The organism is Streptomyces sp. NPDC048419, assembly GCF_043200415.1.
Lineage (GTDB): Bacteria > Actinomycetota > Actinomycetes > Streptomycetales > Streptomycetaceae > Streptomyces.
In genome coordinates this window covers 167734-183809 of the sequence record NZ_JBICXT010000006.1, presented here as the reverse complement: position 1 = coordinate 183809, position 16076 = coordinate 167734, and the positions used below count along the sequence as shown (strand labels likewise).

12 protein-coding genes and 1 pseudogene are annotated in these 16076 nt (G+C 72.2%); 7 read left to right on the top strand and 6 right to left on the bottom strand.

Annotation, left to right across the window (positions count from 1 at the left end):
- Positions 1-100: 100 nt before the first annotated feature.
- Genes ACGFYN_RS15960 through ACGFYN_RS15945 form a run of 4 tightly spaced genes read right to left on the bottom strand, consistent with a single transcriptional unit; the run spans position 101 to position 3611 of the window.
- Positions 101-820 carry an ABC transporter permease subunit gene (locus ACGFYN_RS15960; protein WP_393866416.1) on the bottom strand — a complete coding sequence of 240 codons (720 nt, stop codon included), beginning with the start codon at positions 818-820 and terminating at the stop codon, positions 101-103.
- Positions 821-830: 10 nt separating this feature from the next.
- Positions 831-1742, bottom strand: coding sequence for an ABC transporter ATP-binding protein (locus tag ACGFYN_RS15955; protein ID WP_393866415.1), 912 nt, complete (start codon positions 1740-1742; stop codon positions 831-833).
- A complete protein-coding gene (locus tag ACGFYN_RS15950; RefSeq protein ID WP_393866414.1) occupies positions 1739-2647 on the bottom strand; it encodes an ABC transporter permease subunit in 909 nt (302 codons plus the stop codon). The genes ACGFYN_RS15955 and ACGFYN_RS15950 overlap by 4 nt, the downstream gene beginning before the upstream one ends.
- A complete protein-coding gene (locus ACGFYN_RS15945) occupies positions 2637-3611 on the bottom strand; it encodes an ABC transporter ATP-binding protein (protein ID WP_393866581.1) in 975 nt (324 codons plus the stop codon). Before ACGFYN_RS15945 ends, ACGFYN_RS15950 begins: the two co-directional genes overlap by 11 nt.
- Before the next feature lie 259 nt (positions 3612-3870).
- Between ACGFYN_RS15945 and ACGFYN_RS15940 the strand changes: the two genes are divergently transcribed.
- The 7 genes from ACGFYN_RS15940 to ACGFYN_RS15910 all read left to right on the top strand — a co-directional run bounded on the left by ACGFYN_RS15940 (position 3871) and on the right by ACGFYN_RS15910 (position 10775).
- Positions 3871-4713 (top strand): M24 family metallopeptidase, encoded by an 843-nt coding sequence (locus tag ACGFYN_RS15940; protein WP_393866413.1) that lies wholly within the window; start codon positions 3871-3873, stop codon positions 4711-4713.
- A complete protein-coding gene (locus tag ACGFYN_RS15935) occupies positions 4710-6470 on the top strand; it encodes an SDR family oxidoreductase (protein WP_393866412.1) in 1761 nt (586 codons plus the stop codon). The genes ACGFYN_RS15940 and ACGFYN_RS15935 overlap by 4 nt, the downstream gene beginning before the upstream one ends.
- Positions 6471-6773: 303 nt before the next feature.
- Entirely contained in the window at positions 6774-7706 is a 933-nt protein-coding gene (locus tag ACGFYN_RS15930; protein ID WP_393866411.1) for a MerR family transcriptional regulator, read from the top strand.
- A 123-nt stretch (positions 7707-7829) separates the two neighbouring features.
- Positions 7830-8378: an RNA 2'-phosphotransferase gene (locus ACGFYN_RS15925; RefSeq protein ID WP_393866410.1), complete on the top strand. Its 549-nt coding sequence runs from the start codon at positions 7830-7832 to the stop codon at positions 8376-8378.
- A 26-nt stretch (positions 8379-8404) separates the two neighbouring features.
- On the top strand, positions 8405-8863 hold the full coding sequence (locus ACGFYN_RS15920; protein WP_393866409.1) for a hypothetical protein: 459 nt from the start codon (positions 8405-8407) through the stop codon (positions 8861-8863).
- Positions 8864-8905: 42 nt separating this feature from the next.
- Entirely contained in the window at positions 8906-9826 is a 921-nt protein-coding gene (locus tag ACGFYN_RS15915; protein ID WP_393866408.1) for an LLM class flavin-dependent oxidoreductase, read from the top strand.
- Positions 9827-9905: 79 nt separating this feature from the next.
- On the top strand, positions 9906-10775 hold the full coding sequence (locus ACGFYN_RS15910) for an HAD hydrolase family protein (protein ID WP_393866407.1): 870 nt from the start codon (positions 9906-9908) through the stop codon (positions 10773-10775).
- Positions 10776-10812: 37 nt separating this feature from the next.
- Here the strand turns inward: ACGFYN_RS15910 and ACGFYN_RS15905 are convergent.
- Together ACGFYN_RS15905 and cydD are read right to left on the bottom strand one after the other, a co-directional pair.
- A pseudogene (locus ACGFYN_RS15905) lies at positions 10813-12412 on the bottom strand (GAF domain-containing sensor histidine kinase).
- Positions 12413-12574: 162 nt separating this feature from the next.
- Complete coding sequence (gene cydD, locus ACGFYN_RS15900; protein WP_393866406.1) at positions 12575-16066, bottom strand: thiol reductant ABC exporter subunit CydD; 3492 nt, start codon at positions 16064-16066, stop codon at positions 12575-12577.
- Between the last annotated feature and the right edge of the window lie 10 nt (positions 16067-16076).

Below are 16076 nucleotides of genomic sequence, written 5' to 3'. Positions count from 1 at the left end.
CCTGACCGTCCGTCCTGTTTTGCCCAGTGTGCCCGGACAGAGGTGAAGCCTCCGTCAAGGCGGTGCCCCGTCGAGGCAGGGCACCGTCGGGACGAAGCCCTCACTCCTCCCCGGCGAGCTTCAGCGACCGCAGCTTCTGCCCGGCGTACCAGGTGGCCAGGACGGTCACCACGATCAGCAGCACCGTCGCCGTCGTGAGCCCGACGTCCGACGTCACGAGGTCTCCGCCGGCCACCTTGTGGGCGACGGCCAGCGACCATTGCTGGACGCTCAGCGTGCGCGCACCGGGCACCAGGGAGCCGAACAGGGCTTCCCAGACCAGCGCGTAGACGAGTCCGAAGACCACGGCGTGCCGGGAGACCGTGCCGAGGAGCAGGAAGAGTGCCGCGTAGGCGATGGACGAGACGAGGGCGGCCACCGTGTAGGCCACGGCGATCTGCTGGCCGTTGCCGTTCAGGATGAAGCCCGCGACGAGCGTGGGCAGCGCCGAGAACACCATCGTCACCGCGATCGCCACGATCAGCTTGGTGAAGATGATCGTCGGCCGCTTCAGCGGCTTGGACAGCAGGTACACCACCGAGCCGTCGTCGATCTCCGGCCCGATCGCGCCCGTGCCGGCGATGACGCCGATGATCGGCACCATGGTGGCGAGCGCGAGCCCGCCCAGCAGGTCGGAGGCCGTCTGGTCGTCGGCGCCCGCGAGAGCGCGCACGACGACGGAGATGGCGATCAGCAGCAGGGGCAGTGCCCCCAGGATGAGGGCCCGGCGACGGCCGAGCAGGGCCCGGTAGGTGAGCCGGGCGACTGTGGGGTCGTACATCTTGGGCCTCCTACGCCGTGACCAGGTACGAGAACACGGACTCGAGGGACTCGTCGGACGGCGAGACCGTGAGCAGCCGGATGCCGTTGTCCCTGGCCACCCGCGGCAGCAGGGCCGTGAAGCGGCCGAAGTCGACGGCCTGGACGCGCAACGCGCCCTCGGCGAGGTCGACTTCGATGCCGGACGTCGACGGGTCGGCGATCAGCGCGGCCGCGAGCGCGCGGTCGTCGCTGGAACGCACCAGGTAGCGGTGCGGCCGGTCGGTCATCAGGCGGCGGATCTTGCGGAAGTCGCCGCCGGCCGCGTGCCGGCCCGCCACGACGACCTCGATGTGCCAGGCGAGTTGCTCGACCTCTTCGAGGATGTGGGACGAGAAAAGCACCGTGCGGCCCTCGTCGCCCATGCGCCGCAGCAGGTCCATCAGCTGCATGCGCTGGCGCGGGTCCATGCCGTTGAAGGGCTCGTCCAGCAGCAGCAGCGAGGGGTCGTGCACCAGGGCGGACGCCATCTTCACGCGCTGGCGCATGCCCTTGGAGTACGTGGAGATCTTGCGGTCCTGCGCGTACTCCATCTCGACCGTGGCCAGGGCCCGCCCGGCGGCCTTGGCGCCGAGCCCGTGCAACTCGGCGTTGGCCACGACGAATTCGCGCCCGGTGAGGAAGTCGTACATCGCCTCGCGCTCGGGGACGATGCCGATGTGCTTGTAGATGTCCTCGTTGCGCCACACCTGCTGCCCGTCGAGGGTGACGGTGCCGGTGGAGGGGGCCAGGAAGCCGCCCATCATGTTGATGAGGGTGGACTTTCCGGCGCCGTTGGGACCGAGCAGCCCGGTGACTCCGGGGCCGATGGTCATGGTGATGTCGTTGACGGCGACCACGTTGCCGAACCAGCGGGAGACGTGGTCGATGCTGAGCGTGGTCACAGTCCGACCTTTCGGTAGCGGCGCATCAGGAGGCCGTAGCTGGCGGCGATGAGGCCGAGGAGGACGAGGACGTAGACGACGCCCTGGCCGCTGCTGGGGCCGACCTCGCCGGGAAAGGCCGACTTCGCGCCGAGGAACGCGGACTGCACCCCGTCGATCAGCGTGACCGGTGAGAACAGGCCGATCCAGGGGATGGCCGCCGAGCTGTTCTGCGCGTCCGCGATCGCCTGGAGCGTGGAGACCGCGCCGTAGGAGATGGTCAGGACGGCGATGACGGCCGCGATGCCGAAGCCGCGGCGCGGGGTCACCGAGGCGATGACCAGGCCGATGCCGGCGAAGAGCAGCGAGAGCAGTGCGACGGAGACGAGTCCCTGCCCGAATCCCTCGGTCTGGTCGGCGAAGTCGAGCTTGGCCAGCAGTGCGCCCACGTAGAGCACGATCAGGGGGGCCGCGGTGAGGATGAACATCGCGGAGGCCAGGGCGGCGAACTTCGCGCGCACGTAGTCGGCGGTCTCGATCGGCCGTGAGAAGTACAGCGGCACCGTCTTGAAGCGCAGGTCGCGCGAGACGGACTGCGGTGCCTGCGAGGCGACGTACAGACTGATGACGGCCTGCATGATGATCGCGTAGCGCGTGTAGTCGACCGGCAGGTCCTTGGCCTTCGTGGCGACCGCGACGGCCACCATGATGGCGGCGGGCACGCACATCACCACGAACAGCAGCATCGGCAGGACCTTGGACTTGATGGAGCGTCCGAGGCCGTAGGCGCCGCGCAGGGACTGCGAGTAGAGCGAGCGGGTGGCGTAGGAGCGGCCGAGGCGTGGGCCGTCGTAGTGGCGGTAGCCGATGTTGTGGATACGGGTCTGGTCGCCCGGCGCACCGGCCAACGGGTGCTCAACTGCCATGGACGGCCGCCTCCTTCGTCTCGTCCCGGTCCTCGGCGTCCGTGTGGAAGACCTCCGAGATGTGGTGCCTGCGCTGTTCCATGCGCACCAGGCCGAGGCCGAGGTCGGCGACGACGTCGCGCACGAGGTCGTACGTCTCCTCGCCCTGCGCGGTGAGCAGCAGGATGTGTCCTGCGCCCGGCAGGCCGTTGCTGCCGTCGAGGACCTCCACCCCACGCGCGTGCAGCGACTCGCGCACCGCGCGCGTGCCGTCCGGGTGGTCGTCGGTGTCGGTGACCTCGATCGCGAGCGTCGTCGTGGTCTGGGTGAAGTCCGTGGTGGAGCTGGACCGCAGCAGCTTGCCGCCGTCGATGATCACCACGTGGTCGCAGGTGCGCTCCAGCTCGCCCAGCAGGTGCGAGGTCACCAGGACCGAGATGCCGAAGTCGGTGTGGATACGGCGGATGAGGCCGAGCATGTCGTCGCGGCCGACCGGGTCGAGGCCGTTGGTCGGCTCGTCCAGGAACACCAGCTGCGGGTCGTGCACCAGGGCCTGCGCGAGCTTGACGCGCTGCTTCATGCCGGTCGAGTAGCCGCCGATGGGACGGTAGCGCTCCTCGTACAGACCGACGTGGCGCAGCGTGTCCGCGGTGCGCTCGCGCGCGGCCGTGGGCGGCAGGCCGGACATGCGCGCCATGTGGACGACGAACTCGGTCGCCGAGACGTCCGGCGGCAGGCAGTCGTGCTCCGGCATGTAGCCGACCCGCTCACGGATGGCGGCGCCCTTGGTCGCGACGTCGAGCCCGAGCACTTCGGCGCGGCCTTCGGAGGCGGGGGACAGACCCAGAAGGATCTTGATCAACGTGGACTTGCCGGCTCCGTTCGCTCCGACGAGGCCCGTCACACCGGCCCCGACGTCGACGGAGAGCCGGTCAAGCGCGGTCACCCGGGGGAACCGCTTGCTCAGGCTTTCGGTCGCGATCACAGTCACGTCCTCGACGATAGTGACGCGCACCACGCGGGTCGTCAGACCGCAGAGCTGTCTTGTCCTCAGACTCCAGATGTACGGGTCCGTAGGGGTGCCCCCTACCTGAGAGTTACGGAGCGTGGTCCACCGCCCCGGCAGGGCGGTTTTCCACAGCCCCGGCCCCGCTATTGACGCGACCTCTAACAACTGTCACATTCATCGGTGTCAAGTTACGGACACGTACCGCAGTCGGCACGGGCGAGGTTGGGGCGGTGGCATGACGACGGCAGTGGCAGGTGAACTCTCCGCGCGGCTGGCGGGGTTCAGGCGGGTGCAGCGCCTCGCCTACGAGTGCGCGGAGGCGGTCGCCGCGCAGCTCCAGCCAGGTGTGACCGAGCGCGAGGCGGCCCGTATGCAGCGGGAGTGGCTGCGCGAGCGGGGTGTGCGGGACTGGTTCCATCTGCCCTTCGCCTGGTTCGGCGACCGCACGGCCTTCGTGAACTTCCACTTCCCGCTCCAGTTCTTCCCGACCGACAGGCGCCTGGAGCCGGGGATGCCGTTCATCCTCGACATGGCCCCGGTGTACGACGGCTTCACGGCCGACATCGGCTACTCGGGATCGCTCGGCATCAACCCCGTGCAGGACCGCCTCATGGCCGACCTGGAGGCGCACCGCGAGCTGATCCTGCGCGAGGTGCGCGAGCGGCGCCCGCTGCGCACGATCTACGAGGACGTCGACCGCCTCATGGTCCGCCAGGGCTACGCCAACCGGCATCGCGCGTATCCCTTCGGCGTGATCGCGCACAAGGTGGACCAGGTGAAGGAGCGCCGCTGGTCGCCGCGTCTGTTCGGGTTCGGCACGCAGTCCCTGAAGGGGCTCGCCTCCGACGCGCTGCACGGCCACCGCGACGGCTGGTCCCCGCTGTGGTCGCCGTACCGCTTCTCCGACCACCCGCCGCAGCCGGGCCTGTGGGCGGTCGAACCCCACCTCGGATTCCGGGGCACGGGCGCGAAGTTCGAGGAGATCCTGGTCGTCACCGACTCCCGGGACCCCGAGGAGAGCGCCTTCTGGCTGGACGACGATCTGCCGCACGTGCGGCGCTGGGCGGAGGACAAGTGACGTTGCTGAAGGGCGCACGGGAGCGGCGGATCCGGACCGGCGGCGTCGAGCTGCAGGTGGCCGAACTGGGGGACGCGGCACAGCCGACGGTGGTCCTCGTCCACGGCTACCCCGACAGCAAGGAGGTGTGGTCCGAGGTCGCCATCCGGCTCGCGGAGCGCTTCCACGTCGTGCTGTACGACGTCCGCGGACACGGCCGGTCGACGGCGCCGAAGCCGCTGCGCGGGGGCTTCACCCTGGAGAAGCTGACCGACGACTTCCTGGCCGTGACCGACGCGGTCAGTCCCGGCCGGCCGGTGCACGTGGTCGGGCACGACTGGGGCTCGGTGCAGTCCTGGGAGTTCGTCACCGTCCGGCGCACCGAAGGGCGCATCGCCTCCTTCACCTCCATGTCCGGACCGTCCCTCGACCACTTCGGCCACTGGATCAACCGGCGGCTGAAGCGGCCCACCCCGGCCCGCATCGGCCAGCTCCTCGGACAGGGCGCCAAGTCCTGGTACGTGTACCTGCTGCACACGCCCGTGCTGCCCGAACTGGCCTGGCGCGGCCCCCTGGGCAAGCGCTGGCCCGGCATCCTGCGGCGCGTGGAGAAGGTCCCCGCCGGCGACTACCCGACCCCCTCACTGCCCTCGGACGCGGCCCACGGCGCCTGGCTGTACCGCGACAACGTGCGTCCCCGGCTGCGCAGGCCCCGCCAGGACGCCTACGCACACGCGCCCGTGCAGCTCATCACGCCCCTCGGGGACGCGTTCCTGTCGGAGCGCCTCTACGACGATCTGGAGCAGTGGGTTCCGCAGCTGACCCGCCGCACCCTGCCGGCCAAGCACTGGGTCCCGCGCACGCGACCGGACCAACTGTCGGCCTGGATCACCGAGTTCGTCACCTCCGTCGAGGGCGGCAGGCCCGAGACGACACAGCCCACCGGCAAGTACGCCGAGCGCTTCGGCGGGCAGCTCGTCCTGGTCACCGGTGCGGGCAGCGGCATCGGCCGGGCCACCGCGTTCGCCTTCGCCGAGGCGGGCGCGCGCGTGGTGGCCGTGGACCGGGACGCCGAGGCCGCCGCCCGCACCGCCGAGCTGTCCCGCCTGGTCGGCGCCCCCGAGGCCTGGGCGGAGAGCGTCGACGTCTCCGACGAGCAGGCCATGGAGAAACTCGCCGACAAGGTCGCCGCCGAGTACGGCGTGGTGGACGTCCTGGTGAACAACGCCGGTATCGGACTGGGCGGTTCCTTCTTCGACACCACCCCGGAGGACTGGAAGAAGGTCCTCGACGTCAACCTGTGGGGCGTGATCCACGGCTGCCGTCTGTTCGGGAAGCAGATGGCCGACCGCGGACAGGGCGGCCACATCGTCAACACCGCATCGGCGGCGGCCTATCAGCCCTCCAAGGCGCTGCCCGCCTACAGCACCTCCAAGGCGGCCGTGTTGATGCTCAGCGAGTGCCTGCGCGCGGAACTGGCGAGCCAGGGGATAGGCGTGAGCGCGATCTGCCCCGGCTTCGTCAACACCAACATCACCTCCACCGCGCGCTTCGCGGGCGTGGACGCCGACGAGGAGAAGCGGCGCCAGAAGAAGACGGCGCGCCTGTACGGCCTCAGGAACTACCCACCGGAGAAGGTCGCCGACGCCATCCTGCGCGCGGTGGTACGCGACGAGGCCGTCGTGCCGGTCACTCCGGAGGCCCGGGGCGCCCACCTCATGTCCCGGTTCACCCCGCGCGCACTGCGGGCGATCGCCCGGATGGAACCGCCGCTGTAGCCACCGGAACAATCGCCCGCAGTCCCGGGCGCCCACGAGTCAGAGGGCCGCCCCAGGACGGGAGCCGTCGCGCGAAGGATCACCCGGAACGGGGCAGCCGATGCGCGAAAGGTCGCCTCGGGGCGGGGCAGCCGACACGCGAAAGACCGTCCCAGGACGGGGCAGCCGATGCGCGAAAGGTCGCCCGCGGACAGGGCGGCCTCATACGGACAACCGCCCGCGCCCGGGGCGGCCGACCCGAAGAGAGTCGCCCGCGGCCGGGGCGGACCTACGCAAAGAACCCTGCGGACGGAGGCACCCAGCATGCGGACGCCGTACCGGATCGAGGACCTGGCGCACGCCAGCGGTGCCTCGGTCCGCACCATCCGCGCGTACCAGGACCGCGGTCTGCTCCCCCGGCCCGAGCGCAGCGGCCGCGCCAACCTCTACTCGGACGCGCACCTGGCCCGGTTGTGCCAGATCGCCGAACTCCTGGACCGCGGTTACACCTTGGCCTCCATCAAGGAGCTCCTGGAGGCCTGGGACGCCGGCCGCGGCCTGGGCGGGGTGCTCGGTCTGGTCGCCGAGGTCGACCGGCCGTGGACCGACGAGGAGGCGGTGCGGATCTCCCGTGCCGACCTGGACGGGCGCTTCGGCGGCTCCCCCGACGACGCGGCCCTCGCGGAGGCCGTCGAACTCGGCGTGCTGGAACCGGTTCCGGGCGACGACGGCTCCTTCCTGGTACCGAGCCCTCAAGAGCTCGCCGTGGCCGTGGAGTTGCACGCGGCGGGCGTACCACTTTCGGCGATATCCGCCCATTTGCGGGAGTTGAGGGTCCAGGTCGAGCACATCGCCGCCCGTTTCCTGGAGTTCACCACCGAGCACGTCTTCGCCCGCTACCTCGACGGACCGCACCGCCCGACCGACGCGGACGCGGCGGAAGCGGCCTCACTCGTACGCCGGCTGCGACCGCTCGCACAGCAGACGGTGGACGCGGAACTGGCGCGGGCGATGCGGTCATTGGCGGTGCGGCAGCTGCGGCAGCAGCTGGGCGAGGACAACCCGGAGGCAGCCCGTCCGACGTCACGCTCCGTGTCGCTGCCGGAGGAGACGATACGGGCGGTGGAGAGGCTGGTTGGGGCGGAGAGCGCGGCGGAGTTCGTGGCGCTGGCGGCCGAACGGGAGGTGCGAGCACGGGCGTTGGACGCGCTCACGTCAAGAGGCGGGCCCCCAGACGATCTTGACGAACGGGGCTGACGTGTCAGGGAGTTGTCCACAGATCTGCCAACTAGCCTGTGGATAACTACAGTTGGTTGTGGATCAAACCTGCGTGGCAAAAATAATCTGCGTGATCCGCGTCTCGCCCGTCATGCTGAGCGGATGGACGAAAGACGCACCGTGAAGGTGTCGAAGTATCTCTCGAAACACCTGCGCCACCAGCCCGAGCGGATCGGGCTCACCCTCGACGAGGCCGGCTGGGTCGAGATCGACGTGCTGATGGCGGCGGCCGCCGCCCACGGCTTCCGCTTCACCCGCGACGAGCTGGACCACGTCGTCGCCGAGAACGACAAGAAGCGCTTCGCGGTCGACGGCACCAGGATCCGCGCCAGCCAGGGCCACAGCGTCGAGGTCGACCTCCGACTGCCCCCGGCGACCCCGCCCGCGTACCTCTACCACGGCACCGTGGCACAGAGCCTGGACGCGATCCGCGCCGAGGGGCTGCGCCCCATGAACCGCCACGACGTGCACCTCTCGCCCGACCGCGAGACCGCCACCCGCGTCGGCGCCCGCCGCGGCCGGCCGGTGGTCCTGTCGGTCGACGCCGGCGCGATGCACCGCGACGGGCACGTCTTCCACGTCAGCGCGAACGGCGTGTGGCTGACCCAGGCCGTACCGCCGCGCTACCTGCGCTTTCCCGAGGCGCACTGACCTCCGCCGGCCGCACCGGCTCCGGCATGATCAAGGGTATGGACCACCTCCCCACCACCGAGTCCGCCGTCACCGCGCTGCGCGCCCTCGCCGACGAGTACGCGCGCGAGATCGAGGTCGCCCACGACATCGGCGCCGATCAGACCTCCCGTCGCAGCGCCGCGGGCGTCGGTGTCACCGCCGACCCGGACGGCTCCCTCCCGCACGAGGCCCACGTCGAGTTCGGCGGCCTGCCCCGGGTGAGCGTCCGGCTCTACCCCGACGACGACGCGCTGATCACCGTCGAGGGCGTCGAGTGCCCCGACGTCGACCGCGACGACGTCCCCGCCTTCGTCCGCTCCCTCTTCGAGGACCGCGCCTTCGTCAAGGCCCGCCGCTTCCCGCCGGCCTACTTCCTGATCGTGCCGCTGCCCCGCGACCGCACGCACAAGGAGTACCTGCCGATGATCGGCCTCGGTCCGTGGCTGAGCGCACGCGTACGGTGACCGTTTCGTCCGCTGTCGGTACGGGCCCGTAGGCTCGAACGCATGAGTCTGCGTCTGAGCACCGTGATCCTCCCGTACCGCCGCTGGCACGAAGGCGGCCGTTCGGCATGGCAGCGGGCCGAGCAGCTCGGTTTCCACACCGCCTACACCTACGACCACCTGTCCTGGCGCGTGCCCTTCCGCGACGGCCCCTGGTTCGGCGCCGTGCCGACGCTGACCGCCGCCGCGGCCGCCACCGAGCAGCTGCGCCTGGGCACCCTGGTGACCTCGCCGAACTTCCGGCACCCGGTGACCCTCGCCAAGGAGCTGGTCTCCCTCGACGACATCTCCGGCGGCCGCGTCACCCTCGGCGTCGGCGCGGGCGGCACCGGCTTCGACGCCACCGCGCTCGGCCAGGATCCCTGGACCCCGCGGGAGCGGGCCGACCGGTTCGCGGAGTTCGTGCCGCTGCTCGACCGGCTGCTCACCGAGGACACCGTGTCGTACGAGGGCGACTTCTACTCGGCGCACGGCGCGCAGAACATCCCGGGCTGCGTGCAGCGGCCCCGGCTGCCCTTCGCGGTGGCCGCCACCGGGCCGCGCGGGCTGCGGCTCGCCGCGCGCCACGGACAGGCGTGGGTGACCACCGGCGACCCGAAGCTGTACGAGAACGGCACTTCTGAACAGTCGATTCAAGCCATTCGCGGACAGGTCGCGAAACTGGCCGACGCCTGCGCCGCGATCGGCCGGAACATGGCCGAAATGGACAAGGTCCTGCTCACCGGATTCACCCCGGACCGCGCCCGCCCGCTGGAGTCGCTCGACGCGTTCGTTGACTTCGCGGGCCGCCACCGCGAGCTGGGCTTCACCGAGATCGTGATCCACTGGCCCGTCCCCGGCACCTACTTCGCCGCCGACGAGAAGGTCTTCGAGCAGATCGCCATGGAGGCCCCGGCGCAGCTCGGCTGGGCCGACGGAGAGTGATGGGGCTGAAGAGGACGGTAACCACTCAGATGTGCGGAGTCCCGCACGGCCGTGCAGGCATATGCGGGAGAATGACCCGGTGACCTCAGCGACTCGACAGCCCGAGACCCCGGCCCCCGCCGTACCGCCGCGGCTCATAGCCACCGATCTCGACGGCACCCTCCTGCGGGACGACAAGTCGGTGTCCCCGCGCACGGTCGCCGCGCTCGCGGCCGCCGAGAAGGCGGGCATCGAGGTCTTCTTCGTCACCGGCCGCCCGGCCCGCTGGATGGACGTCGTCAGCGACCACGTCCACGGCCACGGCCTGGCGATCTGCGGCAACGGCGCGGCCGTGGTCGACCTGCACGGCGGCCCCGGCGCCCACCGGTTCGTGAAGGTGCGCGAGCTGGCCCGGGACAACGCGCTGGACGCCGTACGGCTGCTGCGCGACGCGGCCCCCGGCACGATGTACGCGGTGGAGCAGACCTACGGCTTCCATCAGGAGCCGGATTATCCGAAGCTGCACATGGAGCGCCCGGACCACCTCGCGCCGGCCGAGGAACTGCTGGCGCCGGACGGCCCCGGGGGCGCCGAGCCGGTGCTGAAGATCCTCGCCCACCACCCGTCCCTCGACCCGGACGCCTTCCTCGCTACGGCCCGGCTCGCCATCGGCGACCGGGCCAACGTCACCCGCTCCAGCCCCAGCGCCCTGCTGGAGATCAGCGGCCCCGGCGTCTCCAAGGCCAGCACGCTCGCGCTGTGCTGCGCCGAGCGCGGCATCTCGCACGAGGAGGTCGTCGCCTTCGGGGACATGCCGAACGACGTCGAGATGCTCACCTGGGCGGGCCGGTCCTTCGCGATGGGCAACGCGCACCCGGACGTCGTCGCCGCGGCCTCCGGCCGCACGGTCGCCAACAACGACGACGGTGTGGCGGTCGTGATCGAGCGGATGCTGGCCGGGCGGCGCTAAGGCTTACCGGTTCAACAGGGCGCCTGCTCCGGGCAGTTCAGTACGGCGCCTGCCACACCACCGTCGTACCGCCGCCGTTCTCGCCGAGCCCCGGACCGTGGCTGCTGTCGCCGCCCAGGGACTCGGCACGCCGCTTCAGGTTGCTCAGGCCGCTGCGCCGGCCGCCCTCGGGGATGCCCACGCCGTCGTCCGCCACGGTCAGGCGCACGCCGGGGCGGCCGTCCGGCAGGGTCACCGTCGCGTCGACGACGACGTCGATCCGGGCGGCGCCCGCGTGCCGGAAGGCGTTGGAGAGTGCCTCGCGCAGCGCGGCGATGAGGTTCTTGCCGGTCAGATCGCCGACCAGGGTGTCGACCGGGCCGACGAGGCGGGGCGAGGGCCTGAAGCCGAGCGGTACGGCGGCCGTCTTGATCTCCCGCAGCACCCGCGTGCGCAGCCCGGAGGGCACCTCGGCGGGTCCCTGCTGGAGGGCGAAGATCGCGCTGCGGATCTCCTGGAGGGTGACGTCGAGTTCGTCGACGGCCCTGCCGACCCCGTCCCGCACCTCGGGCACGACCGAACCGCGCTGCGCGCTCTCCAGCAGCATCCCGGTGGCGAACAGCCGCTGGATCACCAGATCGTGCAGGTCACGGGCGATGCGGTCGCGGTCCTCGAACACCGCGAGCCGTTCCCGGTCGCGCTGCGCTTCGGCCATCATCAGCGCGAGCGCGGCCTGCGCGGCGAACTGGACCGCGAGGGTGCGCTCCGCCTCGGTGAAGGCGTGCTCCCCCCGTGCGCGCGGCAGGACGAGGCTCCCGAGCACCCGGCCGTCGCTGTGCAGGGGCAGCATCATGGCCGGCCCGTAGCGGCGGGCGAGCCCGGTGACCATGCGCCGGTCGGTGGCGGCGTCGTCGGTGAACACGGCCTGGCCGGCGAGGAGTTCGGCGACGACCACGCTCTGCGCCGGGACGACCGTGCCGAGCAGGCCGGACGGCCGGTCCGCGGCCACGGCGACGATCTCGAGTCCGCCCTCGTCGGCGGGCAGCAGCACGATCCCGGCCGCGGACCCGGACAGCCGACGGGCCTGCTCGGCGACGACCTGGAGGGCGTCGTCGGCGTCGCGTCTCCGCCGGACAGCAGGGCGGTGGTGACGGCGACCGACCCGTCGATCCAGCGCTCGCGCTGCTGGGCCGCCTCGTACAGCCGGGCGTTGCCGATGGCGATACCGGCCTCGGTGGCGAGCACCCGGACCATGTCGAGGTCCTCGTCGTCGAACGGGCCGCCGCCGTGCTTCTCCGTCAGGTACAGATTCCCGAAGACCTCGCCCTGCACCCGGATCGGCAGACCGAGGAAGGTGCGCATCGGCGGGTGGTGCACGGGGAAGCCCAGGAGCGCGGGTCCGCCGTCAGATCCGCGAGGCGGACCGGTTCCGGATCGCGGATGAGCGCGCCGAGCAGCCCCCGGTGCCCGTCGGGCAGCCGCCCGATGCTGCGGGCGGTCGCCTCGTCGACGCCGTCGTGGACGAAGTCGGAGAGACCGTCCCCGTGCTCGTCGACGACGCCGATGGCCGCGTACCGGGCGCCGGTCAGGGCGGCCGCGGTCTCGCAGATCCGCTCCAGGGTGGAGTGCAGCTCCAGCCCGCTGCCGACGGACCGCATGGCCTCCAGCAGCCGGGGCACGCGGGTGGCCGGGTCGGCCGGGAGCCCCGGGGCGGACTGCTCCGGGCCGGGGAGCGGTGCGACGGACATGTCCCGAGCCTAGTTAGTCCTGTTTGCTCCAGAAAGCCGGGAGTTGCGGCACGTGCTGCGTCCGTGCCGCCGCTACGCCGCCGCGAGCAGCGACTCCGCCTCCGCCTCCCGCTCCACCATCCGCAGCAACGGCCCCGGAACCGCGGCCAGTTCGGCGTACGTCCCCCGCTGCACCACCCGCCCCTCGTCCAGGACGACGACCTCGTCGACCGCCTCCAGACCGGCCAGCCGGTGCGTGATGAGCAGGGTCGTACGGCCCTCGGTCGCGGCCAGCAGGTCGGCGGTGAGGGCGTCGGCCGTCGGCAGGTCGAGGTGCTCGGCGGGCTCGTCGAGGACGAGGACGGGGAAGTCCGCGAGCAGCGCGCGGGCCAGCGCCAGCCGCTGCCGCTGGCCGCCCGACAGCTTGGCCCCGTGCTCCCCGACCAGCGTGTCCAGGCCGTCCGGCAGGCGGTCGGCCCATTCCAGCAGCCGGGCCCGCCCGAGTGCGTCGCGCAGCTCGTCCTCGGTGGCGTCCTTCTTAGCCAGCAGCAGGTTTTCGCGCACCGAGCTGTCGAAGAGGTGCGCGTCCTGCGCGCACAGCCCGACGAGCCGTCGTACGGCGTCGCCGTCGAGCGCGTACGCGTCCACGCCGGCCAGCGTGTACGAACCCGCGCCCGCGTCCAGGAAGCGCAGCAGCACCTGCGCCAGGGTCGTCTTGCCGGAGCCGGACGGCCCGACCACGGCGATCCGGTGCCCCTGGCCCAGGGTCAGGTCGAGGCCGTCGAGGGCCTCGCGCCGCTGCCCCTCGTACCGGGCGGTCAGGCTTTTGAGGGCCACCGGGAAGGGGGAGGCGGGCGCCTGCCGCGGCCGCTCGGGCTCCCGTACGGGCTCGGGCGCATCCAGGACCTCGTACACGCGCTCCGCGCTTCTGCGCACCCGCTGCCGGTACTGCACGGCGAGGGGGAGCCCCATGACGGCCTCGAAGGCGGCCATCGGGGTGAGGACGACGACGGCCATCGTCACGCCGCCCAGCCGCCCGGCGGCGACCGCCTGGGCGCCCACGAGAGCGGCGGCGGCGACCGTCAGACCGGAGAGCAGCGAGCTGAGTCCGTCACCGAGCGCGGTGGCGGTGGCGGCGCGCGAGGCGATCCGGGTGAGCGTGCCGTCCGCGCGCCGGGCCTCGGCGCTGCGGGCGGGCAGGGCACCGGCGACCGTCAACTCCGCGGTGCCGGTGAGCAGATCGGCCACCCGCGTCGCGAGCGCCCCACGGGCTGGGGCCAGCCTGCGGTCGGCGCGGCGGGCCACGGCACCGGTGACCAGCGGGACGCCGACTCCCGCCGCCACCAGCCCGGCGGCGAGCACGAGACCGGCCTCGGGCAGCAGCCACGCCGTGAAGGCCACGGCCGCGGCGGACACGATCGCCGCGGAACCGGCGGGCAGCAGCCAGCGCAGCCAGTAGTCCTGCAGGGCGTCCACGTCGGCGACCAGGCGCGAGAGCAGGTCGCCCCGGCGGGTGCGGCGCAGCCCGGCGGGGGCCAGCCGCTCCAGGCGCCGGTAGACGGCGACCCTGGTGTCGGCGAGCATCCGCAGCACAGCGTCGTGCGACACCAGCCGCTCGGCGTACCGGAAGACGGCCCGCCCGATGCCGAAGGCGCGCGTCGCCGTGACGGCCACCATCAGATAGAGCACGGGCGGCTGCTGCGAAGCCCGCGAGATGAGCCACCCCGAGGTGGCCATGAGCCCGACGGCACTGCCCAGCGCGAGGCTGCCGAGCAGCAGGGCGAGAGCGAGCCGGCCGCGCCGGGGACCGGACATGGCGCGCACGCGGGCGAGCGCGCCGCCCCTGATCGCGGCGGACGTGGCGGCTTCGGGCTCGGGCAGTGCGGAGCTTTCGTACGTCTCCGGTGTTGCCGGGCGCGCTTCGGGCGCCCGGCGTTCCACGGGCGCCGCAACGGCCGGAGCCTTTAGCCGGACCACGCGGTCCGCCGGTCCGAGCAGGGCCGGCCGGTGCACCACCAGCAGGACCGTGCGCCCCGCCGACAGCCGCCGTACCGCCTCCACGACCTCCGCCTCGGTGGCGCCGTCCAGCGCGGCCGTCGGCTCGTCGAGGAGCAGTACGGGCCGGTCGGCGAGGAACGCCCGGGCCAGCGCGAGCCGCTGCCGCTGCCCCGCGGAGAGCCCGGCACCGTCCTCACCGAGCAGGGTGTCCGCCCCACCGGGCAGTGCTTCCACGAACTCCAGCGCTCCGGCGTCCGCCAGCGCCCGCCGTACGGCGGTGTCGTCGGCGTCCGGACGCGCGAGCCGTACGTTCTCGGCGACGGTCCCGGCGAACAGGTGGGGCCGCTGCGGCACCCAGGCGATCCGCGAGCGCCACTGCTCCAGGTCGGCCTCGCGGAGATCGACTCCCCCGGTCAGCACCCGCCCCTCGGCCGGCCGCACAAAGCCCAGCAGGACGTTCAGCAGCGTCGACTTGCCGATGCCGCTCGGGCCGACGAGGGCGACCGTCTCCCCGGGCTCGACGGTGAAGGACACCTGCGACACCGCGTCCTCGGACCGCCCGGGATAGCGGACCGTCACGCCCTCGAAGGCGAGGGCACCCGCCGGCACGTCCGCCGTGCCCGACGCCGGCACGGGCGTCTCCAGGACGGTGAAGATCTCCTCGGCGGCGGCCAGCCCCTCCGCCGCCGCGTGGTACTGCGCCCCGACCTGGCGCAGCGGCAGATACGCCTCCGGCGCGAGGACCAGGATGACCAGGCCGACGTAGAGGTCCATCTCCCCGTGCACGAGCCGCATGCCGATCGTCACGGCGACCAGGGCCACGGACAGCGTGGACAGCAGCTCCAGGGCGAAGGACGAGATGAAGGCGATCCGCAGCGTGCGCATCGTTGCCTGCCGGTACTCGCCGGTGATCCGGCGGATCGACTCGGCCTGCGCCTTGGCCCGGCCGAACACCTTCAGCGTCGGCAGCCCCGCGACGACGTCCAGGAAGTGCCCGGACAGCCGGGACAGCAGCCGCCACTGACGGTCCATCCGGGACTGGGTGGCCCAGCCGATCAGCATCATGAAGACCGGGATGAGCGGCAGGGTGGCGACGATGATCGCCGCCGACACCCAGTCCTCGGTGACGACCCGGGCCAGCACCGCGACCGGCACGACCACAGCGAGCCCCAACTGCGGCAGGTAGCGCGAGAAGTAGTCGTCGAGGGCGTCGACCCCCCGGGTGGCCAGGGCGACCAGGGAACCCGTCCGCTGCCCGCCCAGCCACCCGGGCCCGAGCGCGACCGCCCGCTCCAGCAGCCGGCCGCGCAGCTCCGACTTCACCGCCGCGCTCGCCCGGTGCGCGGCGAGCTCGGTGAGCCAGGAGACCAGCGCACGGCCGCAGGCGACGGCGGCCAGCAGCAGCAGGGGAGTGCCGAGTTCGGAGACCGTCATCCGGTGCTGGAAGGCGCCCACCACCACCTCGGCGATGAGCATCGCCTGTGCGATGACCAGACCCGCTCCGACCACACCCAGGCCGACGACCGCCGCCATGAACAGGCGGGTGGCGCGGGCGTAGCGGAGCAGACGGGGATCGATTGGTTTCACGTGAAACACA